At 60.1% G+C, this 18,160-nt stretch carries 16 protein-coding genes; 3 read left to right on the plus strand and 13 right to left on the minus strand.

What is annotated here, in order from left to right:
* Nucleotides 1–3,048: a formate dehydrogenase-N subunit alpha gene (gene fdnG / locus NKJ21_RS04975; RefSeq protein WP_089503837.1), complete on the minus strand. Its 3,048-nt coding sequence runs from the start codon at nt 3,046–3,048 to the stop codon at nt 1–3.
* Nucleotides 3,049–3,273: 225 nt separating this feature from the next.
* Between fdnG and yddG the strand changes: the two genes are divergently transcribed.
* A complete protein-coding gene (gene yddG, locus NKJ21_RS04980; protein ID WP_023322697.1) occupies nt 3,274–4,152 on the plus strand; it encodes an aromatic amino acid DMT transporter YddG in 879 nt (292 codons plus the stop codon).
* On the opposite strand, the gene NKJ21_RS04985 is transcribed toward yddG, so the two are convergent.
* The 7 genes from NKJ21_RS04985 to NKJ21_RS05015 all read right to left on the minus strand — a co-directional run bounded on the left by NKJ21_RS04985 (nt 4,149) and on the right by NKJ21_RS05015 (nt 10,397).
* On the minus strand, nt 4,149–4,922 hold the full coding sequence (locus tag NKJ21_RS04985) for a 1,6-dihydroxycyclohexa-2,4-diene-1-carboxylate dehydrogenase (RefSeq protein ID WP_023322698.1): 774 nt from the start codon (nt 4,920–4,922) through the stop codon (nt 4,149–4,151). The two genes, yddG and NKJ21_RS04985, sit on opposite strands and share 4 nt — an antisense overlap.
* Nucleotides 4,923–4,931: 9 nt before the next feature.
* Entirely contained in the window at nt 4,932–5,948 is a 1,017-nt protein-coding gene (gene benC / locus NKJ21_RS04990) for a benzoate 1,2-dioxygenase electron transfer component BenC (RefSeq protein ID WP_032733109.1), read from the minus strand.
* A 9-nt stretch (nt 5,949–5,957) separates the two neighbouring features.
* Complete coding sequence (gene benB, locus NKJ21_RS04995) at nt 5,958–6,443, minus strand: benzoate 1,2-dioxygenase small subunit (RefSeq protein ID WP_008804731.1); 486 nt, start codon at nt 6,441–6,443, stop codon at nt 5,958–5,960.
* Complete coding sequence (locus NKJ21_RS05000) at nt 6,443–7,825, minus strand: Rieske 2Fe-2S domain-containing protein (RefSeq protein WP_012968102.1); 1,383 nt, start codon at nt 7,823–7,825, stop codon at nt 6,443–6,445. The genes benB and NKJ21_RS05000 overlap by 1 nt, the downstream gene beginning before the upstream one ends.
* A gap of 109 nt (nt 7,826–7,934) precedes the next feature.
* A complete protein-coding gene (catA, locus tag NKJ21_RS05005) occupies nt 7,935–8,861 on the minus strand; it encodes a catechol 1,2-dioxygenase (RefSeq protein WP_012541594.1) in 927 nt (308 codons plus the stop codon).
* 69 nt (nt 8,862–8,930) lie between these two features.
* On the minus strand, nt 8,931–9,221 hold the full coding sequence (gene catC / locus NKJ21_RS05010) for a muconolactone Delta-isomerase (RefSeq protein WP_012968100.1): 291 nt from the start codon (nt 9,219–9,221) through the stop codon (nt 8,931–8,933).
* A 12-nt stretch (nt 9,222–9,233) separates the two neighbouring features.
* Nucleotides 9,234–10,397 carry a muconate cycloisomerase family protein gene (locus NKJ21_RS05015; RefSeq protein ID WP_162708822.1) on the minus strand — a complete coding sequence of 388 codons (1,164 nt, stop codon included), beginning with the start codon at nt 10,395–10,397 and terminating at the stop codon, nt 9,234–9,236.
* A 171-nt stretch (nt 10,398–10,568) separates the two neighbouring features.
* Between NKJ21_RS05015 and NKJ21_RS05020 the strand changes: the two genes are divergently transcribed.
* Complete coding sequence (locus NKJ21_RS05020) at nt 10,569–11,405, plus strand: IclR family transcriptional regulator C-terminal domain-containing protein (RefSeq protein WP_162708821.1); 837 nt, start codon at nt 10,569–10,571, stop codon at nt 11,403–11,405.
* On the opposite strand, the gene kmrA is transcribed toward NKJ21_RS05020, so the two are convergent.
* Entirely contained in the window at nt 11,400–12,899 is a 1,500-nt protein-coding gene (gene kmrA, locus NKJ21_RS05025) for an efflux MFS transporter KmrA (protein ID WP_012968097.1), read from the minus strand. The genes NKJ21_RS05020 and kmrA overlap by 6 nt on opposite strands.
* Nucleotides 12,900–13,018: 119 nt before the next feature.
* On the opposite strand from kmrA, the gene NKJ21_RS05030 reads away from it, so the two are divergent.
* Nucleotides 13,019–13,594, plus strand: coding sequence for a TetR family transcriptional regulator (locus NKJ21_RS05030; RefSeq protein ID WP_032738859.1), 576 nt, complete (start codon nt 13,019–13,021; stop codon nt 13,592–13,594).
* 188 nt (nt 13,595–13,782) lie between these two features.
* Here the strand turns inward: NKJ21_RS05030 and nhoA are convergent, their stop codons facing one another.
* From nhoA to NKJ21_RS05050, 4 genes are all read right to left on the minus strand, one after another.
* Nucleotides 13,783–14,628: an N-hydroxyarylamine O-acetyltransferase gene (nhoA, locus tag NKJ21_RS05035; RefSeq protein WP_016161153.1), complete on the minus strand. Its 846-nt coding sequence runs from the start codon at nt 14,626–14,628 to the stop codon at nt 13,783–13,785.
* 76 nt (nt 14,629–14,704) lie between these two features.
* Nucleotides 14,705–16,360, minus strand: a complete 1,656-nt coding sequence (locus tag NKJ21_RS05040) for an iron ABC transporter permease (RefSeq protein ID WP_032754498.1) — start codon at nt 16,358–16,360, stop codon at nt 14,705–14,707.
* Nucleotides 16,361–16,418: 58 nt separating this feature from the next.
* Nucleotides 16,419–17,387, minus strand: coding sequence for an ABC transporter substrate-binding protein (locus NKJ21_RS05045; RefSeq protein ID WP_008804721.1), 969 nt, complete (start codon nt 17,385–17,387; stop codon nt 16,419–16,421).
* Nucleotides 17,384–18,088 carry an ABC transporter ATP-binding protein gene (locus NKJ21_RS05050; protein WP_012541582.1) on the minus strand — a complete coding sequence of 235 codons (705 nt, stop codon included), beginning with the start codon at nt 18,086–18,088 and terminating at the stop codon, nt 17,384–17,386. Before NKJ21_RS05050 ends, NKJ21_RS05045 begins: the two co-directional genes overlap by 4 nt.
* Nucleotides 18,089–18,160 lie beyond the last annotated feature (72 nt).

Genomic DNA, 18,160 nt, shown 5'->3' on the forward strand with positions numbered 1-18,160 from the left:
TTACGCTTTCTCGATGTTGACCAGAAACGCCTTATACTCCGGCGTTTGCGAGTTGGAATCGCCGACGTTAGGCGTCAGGGTGTTGGCGATATAGCCTTTACGGGCCACGCCTTCAAAGCCCCAGTGCAGCGGGATCCCGACGGTTTCGACCTGCTGGCCGTTGACGTTCAACGTGCGCAGTCGGCGGGTCACCACGGCAACCGCGCGAATAAAGCCGCGTTTGCTGCTGACTTTCACCCAGTCGCCGTTGGCGATACCTTTGCTTTTCGCCAGCCCTTCGCTGATTTCGACAAACTGTTCCGGCTGCGCGATGGAATTGAGCAGCGCATGCTTGGTCCAGGTGTGGAAATGCTCGGTCAGACGATAGGTGGTGCCGACATACGGGAACTTATCCTTCTTACCCAGGCGGATGGCGTCCTCTTCATACAGACGCACCACCGGGCTGGAGACCACCTTCGGGTGCAGCGGGTTGGTGCCAAGCGGGGTTTCCATCGGCTCGTAGTGCTCCGGGAACGGCCCTTCCGCCAGTTTATCGAGCGCAAACAGGCGGCCAAGTCCCTCCTGCTGCATGATAAACGGCCCGGTGTTGCTCCCCGGCGGCGCAGTATTGAAGTCCGGAATATCATTTCCGACCCACTTGCTGCCGTTCCACTGGATCAGCATCCGCTTCGCATCCCACGGCTTGCCGTTAATATCAGCCGAAGCGCGGTTATACAGCACCCGACGATTGAGCGGCCACGCCCATGCCCATCCCAGCGTATTGCCCAGGCCCGAAGGATCGGCGTTATCACGATTCGCCATCTGGTTACCCTGCTCGGTCCAGCTGCCGGTATAGATCCAGCACGACGACGCGGTGCTGCCGTCATCGCGCAGCAGCGCGAAGCTATTGAGCAGTTGGCCTTTTTTCGCCAGCAGAGCGCCATTTTGATCGTAGAGATCCGCCAGCGCGTAGCCGTTGTTCTCTTTTGCCACTTCTGCCGATTCCGGATGGTCCGGCTGCTTGTAGCGCCAGCTCATCTTCAGCAGGGGTTCCGCGCCCTTCCCGCCTTCGGTGCGGTACAGTTCGCGCAGGCGATGGTAAATCCCGGCAAGGATTTCGCCATCGTTGCGCGCTTCACCTGGGGCATCCTGACCTTTCCAGTGCCATTGCAGCCAGCGACCGGAGTTGGCGATCGAGCCATCTTCTTCGGCAAAGCAGGTCGACGGCAGGCGGAAGACTTCGGTCTGAATCGCCGACGGGTCGACATCATTAGACTCGCCGTGGTTCTGCCAGAAGGTCGAGGTTTCGGTCACCAGCGGATCGATAACCACCAGATACCTCAGCTTGCTGAGGCTACGCACCACTTTGTTTTTGTCCGGGAAGGACGCTACCGGGTTGAAGCCCTGACAGATATAGCCAGTGACGTTGCCGTTATCCATCATATTGAAGTACTTGATAACGTCGTAAGCCTGATCCCATTTCGGCAACCAGTTGAAGCCCCAGTCATTCTCTTTCTGCGCCGCCTCGCCGTATAACGATTTCATCAGGCTGACGAAGAATTTCGGGTAGTTGCTCCAGTAGTTCACCTGCCCGGGGAGCGTCGCTTTCGGCGTGTTGGCGCTAAGATAACTTTGCAGATCGGTCTGTTTATCGGATGGCAGCGTCAAATAACCCGGCAGACTGGTCGACAACAGGCCCAAATCGGTCAGCCCCTGAATATTGGAGTGGCCGCGCAGCGCGTTGACGCCGCCGCCGGCCATGCCCATATTGCCGAGCAGCAACTGGATCATCGCCATGGTGCGGATGTTCTGCGCGCCGACGGTGTGCTGCGTCCAGCCCAGGGCATACAGGAAGGTGGTGGTGCGGTCCGCGGCGCTGGTTGACGCCAGCACGTCACACACTTTAAGGAAGTCCGCTTTCGGCGTACCGCAGATATTCTCCACCACTTCCGGCGTGTAGCGGGAAACGTGCTGCCTGAGCAGATTCCACACGCAGCGCGGATGGCTGAGCGTTTCATCGCGTTTGGCGTAGCCGTTTTCATCGAACTGGTAGTTCCAGGACGATTTATCGTACTGACGTTTTTCGGCATCGTAGCCGCTGAACAGGCCCTCTTCGAAGGCAAAATCATCCCGTACCAGCAGGCTGGCATTGGTGTAATGCTTCACGTACTCGGCATTGATCTTATTATTTTCGATCAGGTACAGCAGCACGCCCGACAGGAAGGTAATGTCGGTACCGGAACGAATCGGCGCATAGATATCGGCCACCGACGCGGTACGCGTAAAGCGCGGGTCGACGACGATAAGCGTGGCATCGTTATTGTTTTTCGCTTCCATCGCCCAGCGGAATCCCACCGGATGCGCTTCGGCGGCGTTGCCGCCCATCACCACCACGACGTTAGCGTTTTTGATATCAACCCAGTGGTTGGTCATCGCACCGCGACCAAATGTTGGAGCAAGACTTGCTACCGTTGGTCCGTGTCAGACGCGCGCCTGGTTGTCTACCGCCAGCATGCCGAGCGAACGCACAAATTTTTGCGTCAGCATGCCAGTCTCATTGCTTGCCGCCGAGGCGCACAGCATGCCGGTGGAAAGCCAGCGGTTAACCGTCACGCCCTGCTCGTTCTTTTCAATAAAGTTGGCGTCGCGGTCGGCTTTCATCAGTCTGGCGATGCGGTTAAAAGCGTCATCCCAGGAGATGCGCTGCCATTTATCCGAGCCCGGGGCGCGGTATTGCGGATAACGCAGGCGGTTTTCACTGTGGACATAGTCCAGCAGGCCTGCGCCTTTCGGGCACAGCGCGCCGCGGCTCACCGGATGGTCCGGGTCCCCTTCAATATGGTAAATCGCTTCTTTGGCGTTTTTCGCGCCGTCGCCGAGGCTATACATTAATAGCCCACAGCCCACGGAGCAGTAAGTGCAGGTGTTGCGGATCTCTTTCGCACGCAGCAATTTGAAATTGCGTGCCTGAGCCAGCGCCATTTTAGGGGCAAAGCCCAGGGCGGCGGCTGTGGTTCCGGCCATACCGCCTGCGCAGATCTTAAAGAACTTTCTGCGGCTGACGTCCATTGCATTCCTCCATGCAGGATGTTGATTCATCGCGCGGAGGAAACTAACAGCAATACCTTTGTTTTATTTGCGTCAAATCAAGGTCGAAAACGCTCGCCCCCTTAATAGTCAGCGGCGACGAGTTTGACTAATACCAAAGAGTTAACGCCGGCGGGAAATATCGACCATCGACCGGCAAAAGATGTTATAAATTCCGGCTGCGTTTGCGTCACTATCAGGTTAAATATGCAAAAAAAGAGAGCGACATCAATCGGCTTCGCCGCCATTATCTTATGGAGCACGATGGTCGGATTGATTCGCGGCGTCAGCGAAGGGTTAGGCCCGGTTGGCGGCGCGGCGATGATTTATAGCCTCAGCGGCCTGCTGCTCATTTTTACCGTTGGCTTTCCCAACCTGCACCAGATCCCGCGCCGCTATCTGCTGGCTGGCAGCGTGCTGTTTGTCAGCTATGAAATCTGCCTCGCCCTGTCGCTGGGGTTCGCCGCCACTCGCCAGCAGGCCATTGAAGTGGGGATGGTCAATTACCTGTGGCCCAGCCTGACGATTTTGTTCGCCATTCTCTTTAATGGCCAGAAAAGCAGCTGGCTGGTGATCCCCGGCTTATTGCTGGCGCTGTTCGGCGTGAGCTGGGTACTTGGCGGCGAGCACGGGCTCAACCCCGAGGAAATCATCAATAACGTGGTGTCCAGCCCGCTGAGCTACATTCTGGCATTTGTCGGGGCGTTTATCTGGGCGGCGTACTGCACGGTGACCGCGAAGTACGCCAAAGGTAAAAATGGCATTACCCTCTTTGTCCTGTTAACCGCCCTGACGCTATGGCTGAAATTTCTCGCCAGCGACCAGCCGCCGATGCTGTTTAGCTGGCCGGTAGTCATTAAGCTGATGACGGTCTCTGTGGCGCTGGGGCTGGCCTACGCGGCGTGGAACGTCGGGATCCTGCACGGCAACGTCAGCCTGCTGGCGGCGGCCTCGTACTTCACGCCGGTACTCTCTTCCGCGCTGGCGGCTGTCCTGCTTAGCGCTACACTGTCGTGGTCTTTCTGGCAGGGGGCCGGGATGGTGTGTCTCGGCTCCCTGCTCTGCTGGTACGCCACCCGCCGCTAGCCGAGATCGCCGCCCGCTACCGGTAGCGTCACGCCGGTGATATAGCTGGCCTCATCGCTGGCGAGAAACAGGATCGCATTCGCCTGTTCCGCCAGCGTGCCGTACCGGTGCAGCAGACTGCTCGCTACCGTCTGATCGACCACCTGCTGATACCACGCCGTTTCCTGCTCGCTCGGCTGCTCATCGTTGCGCGGCGTCAGACGTGGCGGCGCCTCCGTCCCGCCAGGCGCGACGGCGTTAATCCGAATACCGCTGCCGCTGTACTCCATGGCAATCGACCGGGTCAGCGCGTTAACGCCGCCTTTCGCCGCCGAATAAGGCACCCGGTTCACCCCCGCCGTCGCCACCGACGAGATATTGACGATGCTGCCTTTCCCCTGCTTCAGCATCCCGGGGAGCGCCGCGCGGCAGCCCCACAAGGTGGGGAACAGCGAGCGGCGGATCTCTTTCTCAATTTGTTCTGGCTGATACTCGGCAAAGGGTCGCGCCCAGATAGTCCCCCCGACGTTATTGATTAACACATCGAGGCGGCCAAAATGCGCGATCCCAGCGGCAAACGCCTGCTCGGTACTCTGCCACTGCTCAAGGTCAGCCTCCAGCGCCAGTACCTGACTTCCGGCCAGGGCTAGTACGGCAGCCAGTTCGTGTACGTAAGGCGAGCGGTCAATCAGCAACAGAGCAGCGCCTTCGGCTGCCGCCTGCTCCGCGGTCTGGCGGCCAATCCCCTGCGCCGCGCCGGTGATAGCGACGACTTTATCGGTAAAACGCATACTGCCTCCTTATGCCGCCGCGCTCTGGCTGGCGATAAATTTCTCATACCAGAAGCCTGCCGGGGAAATTCCTCTGTCGCGCAGCGTCGTGGCGACCGCGTTGACCATCGGCGGCGGCCCGCAAAGATAGATGTCAACGTCGCCGTTATTCAGCATCGCGTCATCGAGATGGTCGGTGACAAAACCGCGCTGCGGGCAGGTACTGTTTTCATCCGCCACCACCGGCAGCCAGCGATATCCCGTCAGTTGTTGGTTAAACGCATCCAGCGCGTCGGTTTTCACCAGATCGCAATCGCGGGTCACGCCGTACAGTAGCGTTACCGGGCGCTGACTGCCCTGTGTTTGCAGGGTGTGTAACATGGAGAGCAGCGGCGCCAGCCCGGTGCCGCCCGCCAGCATGAGCAGCGGGCGTTCGCCGCTGCGCAAATAGAAGCTGCCCATGGGGCCGCTGAGGGTCAGACGATCGTCGGGCCGCGCCTGCTGGGTTAACCACTGGCTCATCATGCCGCCAGGCACGTTACGAATAAGAAAGCGCCCTTCAAGAGAACCCGGCAGCGAGCTAAATGAGTAGGCGCGCACATGAGGCGTGCCCGGTACCTGAATGTTAATGTACTGTCCCGGCAGAAAAGCCAGCGGCTCATCCAGGGCGACCACCAGTTCGATGGCGGTATCGGACAGACAATTCACCTGCCGCACCTGCGCCCCGGTGTTGGTCAGCGCGGTTTTGCACTGGGCGGCGGCCACCGGCACGTCGATCACACAGTCGCTGGTCGGGACCATCTGGCAGGTCAGCACCTGGCGATTCTGCGCTTCGTCGTCGCTTAACGCCTCGTCGAGATAATCCTCCCCCAGATCGTATTCACCGCTAGCGCAGTGACATTTGCAGGTACCGCAAACGCCGTCCGAACAGTCCATCGGCAGATTCACCTTCTGGCGATAGGCGGCATCCAGCACCTTCTCCCCGGCATGGCATTGAATAAAGCGGGTAATGCCGTCCTCAAAATTAAGAGCAATATTGAAGGTCATAAGCGCCTCTTAAATGTGGTAAACGTCAATCACCTGACGGATATAATCGTTATTCAGGCGCACGGTTTTGCGCACGATCTGCGGTCTGCCGTCCTGCTCAATTAGCGTGCAACAGGTAGAGCCGAAATAGGCATCCGTGTGTTGATAGCGGTGGCTCCAGGTGACCCAGTTGTAGCGCACCTCCAGCCCCTCGTCGCTTTCGCCCATCAGTTCAACATTGCTGATGATGTGGGTGGTGCGCGGCTCCGGCGTACTGGCGCCGGAACGTTCGGTTTTAATGCGATAGACGCGATCTTCCAGGCCTTCACGGTTGGGATAATAGATAAGGGAAATCTCTTTTTGCGGGTCGCGCGTCAGCTGGTCATCGTCGCCCCACGCCGGCATCCAGTAGACCACCTGCGGGCTGTAACAGCTCAGCCATTCGTCCCACTGACGATCATCCAACAGGCGGGCTTCGTAATAGAGAAACTGGCGAACGTGTTCGAGATTCAACATCAGGCCACCTCCACGCGCTGGGTAATCGACTGGTCGTAACGCTGCTGTTCCTGTTCCAGCGCCGCCAGCATGACCGTTTGCCAGTGATGGTGATGGGCGATGTACAGCGCTTCATCTTCCGATTTCACCCCGCTGAGTCGTGGCGTGAAACCGGCATGTTTGGCGTGCTCATCCGGGCCGTCGACCCAGCGCAGCGCGCCGCGGCTCAGATCGCTCCATGGCAGATTTTCGCCGAGATAGCCGCGCTGACAGGCGCTGAACTCTTCCAGATCGTCCGGCGTCCCCATCCCGCTAACGTTAAAGAAATCTTCATACTGGCGGATGCGTAGCGCCCGCGCCTGGTCTGATTCACCTTTTGGCGCAAAACACCAAATGGTGACTTCGGTTTTATCGACCGCAATCGGGCGGATCACGCGGATCTGGGTAGAAAACTGATCCATCAGGTAGACGTTGGGGTACAGGCACAGGTTGCGGGTTTCGTTGACCATCTGGTCGGCGCGTCGTTCGCCAAATTCCGCCTGTAGACGCTCGCGGTGGGCATACACCGGGCGCACTTCCGGGTTCAGCGCCCGGGTCCACAGCAACATGTGGCCGTTGTCAAAACCGTAGCCGCCGCCGACGCTCTTTGACCAGCCGTTGGCGTCAACCGCATGCGTCCCTTCCGCTTCATAGTTGCGGCGTGACATGGTTGAGGCGTAGTTCCAGTGGACCACGCTGACGTGATAGCCATCGGCGCCGTTCTCCGCGCCCAGCTTCCAGTTGCCTTCGTATACATAGCTCGACGAGCCCTTCAGCACTTCCAGTCCTTCCGGCGCCTGATCGACGATCAGATCGATGATTTTGCGGGTTTCGCCGAGATAGGCCTCCAGCGACTGCACGTCCGCATTGAGGCTACCGAATAAGAAACCGCGGTAAGACTGAAAACGCGGCAGTTTTTGCAGATCGTGAGATCCTTCCTGTTTGAAGGTGTCAGGATAGGCGCCGGTGCTCTCATCTTTGGCTTTTAATAATTTGCCGTTATTGCTGAAGGTCCAGCCGTGGAACGGACAGGTAAACGAATTTTTATTCCCGGTTTTGCGTCGACATAACATGGCGCCGCGGTGGGCACAGCTATTAATTAATGCATGCAATTCATTCTTTTTATCGCGAGTAATAATAACCGGCTGCCGTCCCAGCGTCAGAGTATAATAATCTCCCGGCTCGGCAATCTGGCTTTCATGGGCGAGAAAAACCCAATTTCCTTCGAAGATATGTTTCATTTCAAAATCAAATAACTGCTGGTCGGTAAATATAGAGCGGTGGCAACGGTAAATATGATTTTCACGGTCGACAATTAACGCGTTGTTAATTTTGTCTTTAAGCGCTGAGAGCGTTTTTTGCATGAGTTAACTCCTCCTGCAGGATTCAGGATGAAAGAAACAGGGTGAATTTGTCGTTTTCGGGTGCAATGTCTGGCCCGGGCAGCGGCGTGCCCGGGGCCGATAATGCCGGTTACTCTTTGGCGCGCAGGCGGGTGCCGCGGTGCTCTTCGTCGGCGTTCAGGGCTTTACACAGGGTGAAATCAAAACAGACCTCGGTGTGCTCTCCCTCAAGATCGCGCTGCGCGATGGTCTCGCGGTCGGTCACTTTTACCGGGTCGGCAATCAGACCGTCGCGGGTAGCAAAGGCAAAATCATCCCACAGATATTTATCGCCGCTGAGGTTAATCTGGCTGGTCAGATGCTTATGGCCCGGGGCGGAGACGAAGAAGTGAATGTGCGCCGGACGGTTGCCGTGGCGGCCTAACTGATCCAGCAACTTCTGCGTCGGACCATCCGGCGGGCAGCCGTAGCCGGAAGGCATGATGCTGCGCACGCTGTAGCGGCCATCGGCGCCAGTGCGGATCCGGCGACGGAGGTTGTAGTCGCTCTGACTTTGATCGAAAAACGAGTAATTACCGAGGGTATTGGCGTGCCAGATATCAACAATGGCGTTAGCGATCGGCTGGCCCTGATTATCTTTAACCTGACCATGCAGCCACATTACTTCCCCGGCATCAGTGCCATCATCCATCCGGGCGTGGCTGTCGGCCAGCGGCGCATTGGCCACATACAGCGGCCCTTCGATGGTGCGCGGGGTACCGGTTTCCCGCCGCGCCGCCGCATCAATGGCGTCCTGACGCAGGTCGAGGAAATGCTCCAGTCCCAGCCCGGCCGCCAGCAGCGCCGCTTCCTGACGCCCACCCAGCTCGTGCAGATAGTTCACCGCGTGCCAGAACTCTTCTTCTGTGACGTTATAGTCATCGATCAGCGTGCAGATATTCTCCAGCAAACGGTGGACGATGGCTTTAAAACGTTCATTACCGCCAGGGACATTTAACCCCGCGCCTTCACGTAATAATTTCTGCACGGCTTCTTGTTGTACGAAAGCATTACTCATAATTATTCTCTCTTATCGTTGTAGGATATTTGCCGGGTGTTCCCGGCATGAGGTCAGATGTTATTATTATTAGCTATCGTCTTCACGAACAGACGAGGGATGACGGCACAGCGCCTCGACGCGAATATCCATAAAGGGATACAGCGGCAATCCCATTAAAATTTGATGTAACTCTTCGGCATCTCGAACATCGAAAATGCTGACATTGGCGTAAAGACCGGCGACGCGCCAGATATGTCGCCATTTGCCTTCACGTTGTAATTGCTGCGAATAGGCTTTCTCGCGTTGTTTAATTTCATCCGCTTCGGCGGCAGGAAAACCGAGCGGAATATTAACGGTCATCTCCACTTTAAATAGCATTATTTACTCCTGTTATGCTTTACGGGAATAGAAGCGCAGCTTGTCTTCATCCAGCTCCACGCCGAGCCCTGGCGTCTGCGGGAGCGCTACCTGACCATCGGCAAAGGTGAGTGGCACGCTGACAATATCGTCTTTGAGGAGCAGCGGGCCGAACATCTCAGTGCCCCACTGCAGCGGCAGCGTCGACCAGGCGTGCAGCGACGCGACGGTACCGACGGTCCCTTCCAGCATGGTGCCGCCATACAGGCCAACCCCCGCCGCCTGGGCGACGCGGGCCAGCGCCAGCACGCTGTTCGGTCCCCCGGCTTTGGCGATTTTCAGGGCATAAGCGCCGGTAAATCCCTGTTGCGCCAGTTGGTAACCATCGTAAGCGGTCGCGACCGCTTCATCCGCGAGGATCGCAGTTTCAATATGCTGGCTCAGGCGCACCAGTGCAGCATTGTCGTGGGCGCTGACCGGCTGTTCGATAAGATCGACCCCCATCGCCGCCAGCTCTCGACAGCCTTTCGCGCCGGTCGCGGCATCCCAAGCCTGGTTAACGTCGACGCGGATGCTGGCGCGATCGCCTAACGCTTCCACAATGGCCCGGGTATGACGCAGGTCGGTGGCTAATTCCCGCGCGCCAATTTTCAGCTTGAACGCCTGATGACGGCGCTCGGCTAACAGCTTTTCCCCTTCGGCGATATCTTTCGCGGTATCGCCGCTGGCTAACGTCCACAGCACCGGCAACGCCGTTTGCAGCGCGCCGCCGAGCAGCGCCGATACCGGTAGCCCTAAAGCTTTGCCCTGGGCATCAAGGAGTGCGGTTTCAATGGCAGACTTTGCGAAAGTATTGCCTCTAATGGCGCTGTTCATACGCGCCGTCAGCGCATTCAGGTTATCGGCCGGCAGCCCTTTCAACAGCGGCGTCAGATAATGGGTTATCGCCGACGAGATAGCCTCCGGGCTCTCGACGCCATAGCTCAAACCACCAATGGTGGTGGCTTCGCCGATGCCGCAGATGCCGTCGGAGCGGGTAAGCCGCACGATCACCAGCGTCTGGCAGCCCATGGTGGTCATCGATAACTTGTGTGGCCGGATGGTCGGGACATCCACTATCCAGCTCTCAATACGTTCTACGGTGGCGGTCATTTTCGGTTCCTGATGAGATGTATAACTTTTTGTACCCACATCCATAACGGGGAGGTGTGTGCCATTGACAATAGGGTTCAGCCTGGCGGCTGGTCAACGGCGATAATCGAAATGTTGTGCGATTATCGGCACGTTTGTTAAAAGGCAGTTAATAATGTGATCGCGGTGGTAAAACCGGCACAATTCAGGACGGTGCAGTTTGCGCACGGTATAGTGATGCCCCGTGAGCTTTGCATTGCAACGGAGAGGGAATCAATGCGTGACCATACCCCCACCACCTTGAGCGCCAGGCAGGCCGAGCACGACCCCAATTTTATGCTGTCTCTGGCCCGCGGGCTGGAGGTGCTCAATGCTTTTACTCCCCAGCGCCAGCGGCTGACCATTTCTCAGTTGAGCCAGAAAACCCAAATCTCCCGCGCGGCGGTACGCCGTTGCCTGTATACCCTCGCCGCGCTGGGCATGGTGCACAGTCCGGATGGCCGCAGCTATGAACTGCTGCCCCGGGTGCTGGCCGTCGGCCACGCCTATCTGGCCGGCACGCCGCTGGCGAAAGTCGCGCAGACGGCGCTGGATAGCCTTGGCAAAGCGCTCGGCGAATCCTGCTCAGCGGCGACGCTGGACGGCGACAACGTGCTCTATATCGCCCGCGCGGCGGTCAATAATTTACTGAGCATCGACCTGGGGCGCGGCAGTCGCCTGCCAGCATGGGCGACCTCTATGGGACGGGTATTGCTGAGCGCACTGCCGGAGGAACAGCTTGAAGTGACACTGTCACGAGCAGCGTTAATCCGCTACACCCCGCATACCCTGTGCGATATGGCCGGGCTACGCGCGGAGATCGCCCGGGTGCGCATGCAGGGCTATGCCCTCGCCGACCGGCAGATTGAGGTGGGGTTGTGTTCGCTGGCGGTGCCCGTGCTGTCACGCAATGGCCAGGTGGTGGCCGCCCTGAATGTCGGGGTTCCCGCCGCGACGACCAGCGCCGCGGCGTTAAAAGAGAAGGCCCTCGCCCCGCTACGACGCGCGGCGATGGACCTGTCGCTACAGCTATAGCGCTGACTGCGGTTTCGCCACGCTCGCCAGGCTGCGCCAGATGCCGGCCGCCAGCAGCAGAAGCAGTACGCCCGCCGTCGCCAGCACCAGGCTGTGAGCCTGGGTAAAGGCCGCCTTCGCCGCCGCCATCAGCGCCTCAGCCATCCCGGCGGGCAGCGCCTCGGTCAGACTGACCGCCTCGCCGATTGACGACGACGCCTGCTGCGCCATGGACTCACTCAGCCCGGACGGTAGCACAATGGTGGCGCTGTAGCTGCGGGTCAGGATCAGGCCAAACAGCGCAATACCGAGACCGGCGCCCAGCTCATAGGCCATGGTTTCGATGGCCCCGGCCGCCGCCGCTTTCTCCTTCGGCGCCGCCGCCATAATCGCGGAGCTGGAGGCCAGCAGCGCGCTGGCGACGCTGAAGCCCAGCAGCGTCATCAGCCCCCACGCCTGCCACGGCTGACTGCTGAAATCGGTCAGCGCGAGGCCCAAAAAGCTGAAGGCGCTGAGCAACATCCCGCCGGTCGCCACCTCGCGCAGCCCAAGCCGCGACACCAGCAGGCCGGCAATCGGGCCGCTGAAGCCGCTGGCGACCATCACCGGCAGCATAAACATCCCCGCCTCGAACGGCGTTTTCTGATGCACAAACTGCAGCTCCTGCGCCATCAGCAGCTCAAAACCGACCAAGGTAATCAGGGCCGTCATCGCCATCATCACCCCGCTTAAAATAATACGATGGGTGAACAGCCGCATATCCACCATCGGGCGGGTCGCCGACAGCTGCTTGCGGATAAACCAGGTGAGCATCGCCGCTCCGCCGATCGCCACCAGTGCGGTGAGCCACAGCGCCAGCTGGCCCTTCAGCGCCGATTTCGCGCTAAACACCAGCATCAGGATCGAGGCAATTAAAATGAGCGCCTGCAGCAGATTGAGCGGTTGTTCGCGGCGCGCAGGCTGGCGCGGCACCACCTTCGCATTAATGGCGATAACCACCAGCACGATCGGTACGTTGATCAGGAATACCGACCCCCAGTAGAAATGCTCCAGCAGCATGCCGCCCACCAGCGGGCCAAAAGCCGCGCCGCCGGAGCCCACCGCCGCCCACAGACCCAGCGCCATATTGCGCTGGCTGGCCTCGGCAAAGGTGCTGCGGATCCCGGCCAGCGTCGCCGGGACGATCATCGCCGCCCCCACCGCCAGCAAAGCGCGTGAGGCAATCAGCGTCAGGGCCGTCGGCGACAGCGCGGCGCACAGCGAGGCGACGCCAAAAATGGCGCTGCCGAGCAGCAGCAGGCGCTTGAAGCCGATTTTATCGCCGAGGGCGCCCATCGGCAGCACCATACCGGCCATGACTAAGGAGTAGATATCAATAATCCACAGCAGCTCATTGCCGCTGCTACCCAGCGCGACGCTGAGCGTCGGCGCGGCCACATGCAATACCGTGGCGTCAATCGCCACCGGAATATAAACCAGCAAAATCGCCATCAGCGTCATCCATTGCCGTGACATAGCTTGTACCTCAATGTTGGAAATTGGACACACGTCCAGGATGGCGATCCTGCCGGATTGTTGAACGCATGTCCAATTTTTTGTTACACTCGGCCAAAGCCAGATGACAGCGGGGTTCTATGCACTATTTACAGCGGGATGCACGACGGGAAGGGATTATGCAGGCCGCCATGCGGCTGGCGCTGCGCGGCGGCTTTGCCGCCATGACCGTGCGGCAGATCGCCCGCGAAGCCGAGGTGGCCGCCGGGCAGTTGCACCACCACTTCTCCTCCATCGGCGAGCTGAAATCACAGGTTTTCATCCGTCTGATCCGCGAGATGCTCGATATGCCGCTGGTGGCCGAAGACGCCAGCTGGCGCGAGCGGTTATTCTCGATGATCGGCAGCGAAGATGGCCGGCTGGAGCCCTATATCCGCCTGTGGCGCGAAGGCCAGGTGCTGGCCGACAGCGACCCGGACATCAAAGCGGCCTACCTGCTGACCATGAACATGTGGCATGAAGAGACCGTCGCCATCATCGAGCAGGGCCTCGCCTGCGGCGAATTTCATTCGTCTGAACCACCGGCAGATATCGCCTGGCGTTTTATCGCCCTGGTGTGCGGCCTCGACGGGATTTACGCCCTTGGCACCCAGGCCCTGGACGATGCAGCGTTTAGCCGTTATTTGAATAAGATGATTACCATGGAATTGTTTTAGCGGACGCTGCCAGAGCGTGGCAGGGATCCATCGCGGGCACTGACTGCTGGCGGAGGCCATTGACCCCGTTGCGCCGTTAGTTTGCCGGATGGCGGCTACGCCTTATCCGGCCTGCAAAACGCTTCTATCTTCATTCGATAGCTTTCCCTCAGGCCCGGTCAGCGCAGCGCCACCGGGTATCAGGAAATTTACTTCCCGGCTTCCGGATGGGTATCGAACGCCGCCATTACCGCCGCCAGCGCCGCTTCACTAAAGCCATGTTTAGGATCGTCCACGCCCAGCCCGAAGCGGGTCTGCAGCGCTTCATACAGCGCGGAGACATCGGCAAAATCGATCTTCTCCACCACGTGGTTATTCTCCCAGTGGGTAAAGTGGAAATTGGTGAGGGTCATTTTGCCGCCGTCCGGCAGATGACGGCACATCAGCAGATGGTGACGGAAGTGAGACTGTGGCCAGTGCGCCGACCAGAAGTTGCCCATCACATAATCAGACGCATACTGGCGGCCTAAATCGAAATGGTACATCGACTGCCAGTGCTCGTGATGGTTGAACTGCAGCGTCCACTCATCCCCTTCATGCACCAGACGATAGCTGCCATGCGGCGTTTGCTGGGGGATATCGGCCAGCAGTTTGATCGGCGCGGTCAGCGTCTGGCCGCCGAAGCCGACGTCGGCGATCCAGCGCTCGCCCGCCACTTCCACCAGCAATAAACGGTGAGTACGCGGCGGCATCTGCGGCGGATTGGCCAGCACCACGCGGCCAAGCAGGCTGCGGACGTTAAAGCCTATCTCGCGCAGCACGCGCTCAAGGAGACCATTTTGCTCAAAACAATACCCCCCGCGGCGGGCGGCGATCAGCTTCTCTTCCAGCGCCCGATCGTCAAGGTGGATCTCACGCGGCAGCAGGACGTCGAGGTTTTCAAAGGGGATGGCGCTGTTATGCTGCAGATGCAATTCCCGCAGGGTATCAATGGATACATCAGGCTCACCCGTCCAGCCCAGACGGGAAAAATAGGCGCGTAAAAAGGGACTCATCAAGGCCTCCAGCTGTAGGTGTCCGACATTTATAGCCTATTTTTCCGCGCCGACCGTCTTTTTTGTGCGCTTGTCGTTAACCGCGCGTGCTGCGCTGCATCAGCGCCAGCGCCGTCAGCATCAGGACCAGACCGGTCAACAGCGTCAGGCTGGCCATCGCCATGCCCTGACCGACGGAGCCCTGTTCGAACTGACGCCAGATAAACACCGCCACGGTTTGCGTACCGGCCGGAGAGAGCAGCAGCGAGGTCACCAGCTCCCGGGAGGCCACCGCGAACACCATCAGCATCGCCGCCAGCAGCGCCGGAAAGACCAGCGGCAGAACAATCAACCGCAGCGCCTGCAGTGGCGACGCCCCGTGCACCCGGGCGGCGGGCTCAAGATTGTGGCCCAGCTGGCGCAGCGCGCTGCCGACATAGCGCACCGGCCAGGGCAACAGCAGGCAGCAATAGGAGAGCAGCAACATCCACAGCGTGTTATAGGGCGAGCGCGGCCAGAAGGGCTGATTCCACAGCAGGATCAAACCGACGCCTACCACCACGCCCGGCAGCGCCGCCGGCATCAGTGACAGCGCGTCCACCATCCCGCGCCCTTTAATCTTCTGCACCATCACCAGCCAGGCGGCCAGCAGGCCCAGCGCGCCGACAATCAGCGCCGAGCCCAGGGCCAGCGACAGGCTGGTGCCGAGGGCCGACAGGGCATCCCCCTGCTGGTCAAACAGCGCCGCGAAGTGACGTAGCGTGACATTCTCAACACTCACGCCCCCTGAGAGCGTGCCCATCACGCTGGTGAGCATCATCGAGGCGGCGGGGACGCCGACCGCCAGGCCGCCGACGGCCGCCATTATCAGCACGGCGGGCAGCGTCATCACGCTCAGCGATGCCCCGCGGTTTTCTCCCGGCTTGCCGGTGACGCTGGTGACCTCTTTCTCCCCCACCAGCCGTATTTGCAGCCACCAGGCGAACAACGCCACCGCCATCAGCAGCAGCGACAGCAGCGCGGCGCCGGTAAGGTCCACCGGCCAGTCGGCCAGCTTTTTCTCAATACCGACCGTCAGCATCACCACTCCCGCCCGGCTGCCCAGCGCCGCCGGTACGCCAAACTCCTCGATGGCGAGGGTAAACGCCAGCAGCGTGCCCGCCGCCAGCGCCGGGGAGAGCATCGGCAGTGTCACGTGCCAGAAGGCGCGCCAGGCGCTGGCGCCATGGACGCGGGCGACCACCGCCAGCCGGGTCCCGCTCGCCAGCAGGCTGCGGGAGACGGCAAAGTACACCACCGGGAAAATATTAAAGGTCATCACCAGCACGATACCGCTGCGGCTGAACAGCAGATCGTTCAGTTGCCAGCCGGTCAGCTGCTGCAGATAGCCCTGGCTTTGCAGGGCCAGCATCCAGGAGAGCGCCGAGATATAGGGCGGCGTCAGAAAGGGGATCAAAAACAGGAGATCCCACAGTCGGGGCAGCGGCAGCGAAAACATACCGCGCAGGATGCCGAGCGGCAGGCCAATCATTACGCTGACCAGCGCCACGCCGGCGGCGATCCACAGCGTACCGCCGAGCATCGCCGGTAACTGGGGATCGGCCAGCAGCGCCGAGACGCCGCCAAAGGCGTCCCCGAGCGAACCGGCGCTAAAATGGGGAAAAATCGCCTGCAGCAGAATAAACACTAACGGCAACGCGACCAGCATCACCAGGGCAGCGAGGGTCGCGCCGGAAAGGAATGTTTGTTTCACAACCGGTTCCTGAAGCTGAGGGGTCCCCCGGCGGCCAGCGCCGGAGGAACCGAGTCAATTACTGCGCGTACAGCTGACTGAAGCGGGCGAGCACGGCGCCCCGCTCGCTGCTGCCTTCGCTGGTGGTGGGCAGCACCTTCAGCGCGTCCAGTAGCGGACGTTTGGCCGCCACGTCGCGGCGGGCGGGCATCAGCCAGGCATCGGCAACCCTCGCCTGACCTTCCGGCGACAGCACATAATCGATAAAGGCTTTGGCATCGTCGGCATGCTGGCTGGTTTTGAGGATCATCATCGGGCGCGGGGCAATCACTGTTCCGCTGGCCGGGAAGATCACCTTCAGCGACTCGCCCTGCTGAATATTGCCGTAGGAGACATAATCCACCGCGCCAAATACCGCCGCTTTCGCCCCCTGCATCACCGGCGTCACCGCCTGGGCGTTGGGTCCGCTGACCACCATGCCGTTCTTTTTCAGATCGTCAAACAGTTGCCAGGCCTGGTCGCCCATGCTGTTTTGCAGCCCGATCAGCAAATCCAGCGACGCACCGGAGAGCGCCGGGTCGGGGGTTGTCACCTTGTCTTTAAACGCCGGCTGGGTGAGATCCCGCCACTCTTTCGGTTCCGGGGTACCGCTTTTACTGTTCCAGACAATGCCCAGGGCGGAGACGCCCTGGGCGATATAGTCCGCCGATTTCAGGTTCGCCGGTACCTGGTCGGCATTGGCGCTCGCAAAAGGCAGCAACCAGCCCCGCTGGTGCAGATCTTCGGCGGTATCCCACGAGGCGGAGATCAGCACATCCGCCTGCGGGTTGGCCTGCTCGGCCTCCAGTCGGGCCATTACTTTGCCGGTGGTGGCCTGGAAAACCGTCACCTTCACCCCGGTCTGTTGTTCAAAACCGCTGGCCAGGCTTTTCGCCAGCGAGCCGGGTCCGGCGGTGTAAACGGTCAGCGCATGGGCGCTGGAGAGCATCATGGCGGAAAGAGCCATCGCGAGTACCACTCCTTTCTTAACGGTCATAACGGTGTTCATGCAACTTCCCCTGAGGTTGGCGTAACGGCGCGGACAGCGGCCACGCGGCCCGCGGATAAATAGACAATCTGGTCAGCTAACAGCTCGGCTTCACGTCGATCATGGGTGACATACACGGCGGTGATGCCGAGCTGTCGCAACAGGCGGCTCATTTCGCCGCACAGCGATTCGCGCAGTTCGCTATCCAGGTTGGAGAGCGGTTCATCAAACAGCAGCACCCGCGGCGCGGCGACGATCGCCCGCGCCAGCGCCACCCGCTGCTGCTGACCGCCAGAAAGACCAGAGGGTTTACGTTCGGCGAAACCGTTGAGGCCTACCCGCGCCAGCGCCTCGCTAACCCGGCGCTCGCGTTCGCTACGGGAGACGCCGCGCATGCGCAGCGGAAAGGCGACGTTCTGCGCCACGCTCATATGCGGCCAGAGGGCGTAATCCTGAAAAACCATGCCGATATCGCGCTGCTCCGGGGGCAATCCCCATCCTGCGCGGGCGACCAGCCTGTCGCCAAAGCGGATTTCGCCGCTGGCCGGCACGCTCAGCCCGGCCAGCAGACGCAGCAAAGTGCTTTTGCCGCAGCCGGACGGACCCAGTAGCGCCACGATGCGGCCGGGTTCGATATGCAACGAGAAACGGTCAAGAACGGGAGTCTCTGCGAAGGCAAAAGAGACCTCCTGCAGGGTGATAGGGGTCAGCGTGCGCATCATCGCCCTCCCTTTCGGGACAGCGAGACCTGCCCGGCGGCCGACATCCGACGGGGCACGCTCACCTGGGATAAC

This window comes from Klebsiella sp. SWET4 (genome assembly GCF_024296565.1).
Taxonomy (GTDB): domain Bacteria; phylum Pseudomonadota; class Gammaproteobacteria; order Enterobacterales; family Enterobacteriaceae; genus Klebsiella; species Klebsiella variicola.

Excerpts from the sequence above, each read along its gene's own strand:
- yddG (WP_023322697.1), top strand. The coding sequence starts at position 3,274 with ATGCAAAAAAAGAGAGCGACATCAATCGGCTTCGCCGCCATTATCTTA.
- NKJ21_RS04985 (WP_023322698.1), bottom strand. The coding sequence starts at position 4,922 with ATGCGTTTTACCGATAAAGTCGTCGCTATCACCGGCGCGGCGCAGGGG.
- benC (WP_032733109.1), bottom strand. The coding sequence starts at position 5,948 with ATGACCTTCAATATTGCTCTTAATTTTGAGGACGGCATTACCCGCTTT.
- benB (WP_008804731.1), bottom strand. The coding sequence starts at position 6,443 with ATGTTGAATCTCGAACACGTTCGCCAGTTTCTCTATTACGAAGCCCGC.
- NKJ21_RS05000 (WP_012968102.1), bottom strand. The coding sequence starts at position 7,825 with ATGCAAAAAACGCTCTCAGCGCTTAAAGACAAAATTAACAACGCGTTA.
- catA (WP_012541594.1), bottom strand. The coding sequence starts at position 8,861 with ATGAGTAATGCTTTCGTACAACAAGAAGCCGTGCAGAAATTATTACGT.
- catC (WP_012968100.1), bottom strand. The coding sequence starts at position 9,221 with ATGCTATTTAAAGTGGAGATGACCGTTAATATTCCGCTCGGTTTTCCT.
- NKJ21_RS05015 (WP_162708822.1), bottom strand. The coding sequence starts at position 10,397 with ATGGATGTGGGTACAAAAAGTTATACATCTCATCAGGAACCGAAAATG.
- NKJ21_RS05020 (WP_162708821.1), top strand. The coding sequence starts at position 10,569 with ATGCCCCGTGAGCTTTGCATTGCAACGGAGAGGGAATCAATGCGTGAC.
- kmrA (WP_012968097.1), bottom strand. The coding sequence starts at position 12,899 with ATGTCACGGCAATGGATGACGCTGATGGCGATTTTGCTGGTTTATATT.
- NKJ21_RS05030 (WP_032738859.1), top strand. The coding sequence starts at position 13,019 with ATGCACTATTTACAGCGGGATGCACGACGGGAAGGGATTATGCAGGCC.
- nhoA (WP_016161153.1), bottom strand. The coding sequence starts at position 14,628 with ATGAGTCCCTTTTTACGCGCCTATTTTTCCCGTCTGGGCTGGACGGGT.
- NKJ21_RS05045 (WP_008804721.1), bottom strand. The coding sequence starts at position 17,387 with ATGAACACCGTTATGACCGTTAAGAAAGGAGTGGTACTCGCGATGGCT.
- NKJ21_RS05050 (WP_012541582.1), bottom strand. The coding sequence starts at position 18,088 with ATGATGCGCACGCTGACCCCTATCACCCTGCAGGAGGTCTCTTTTGCC.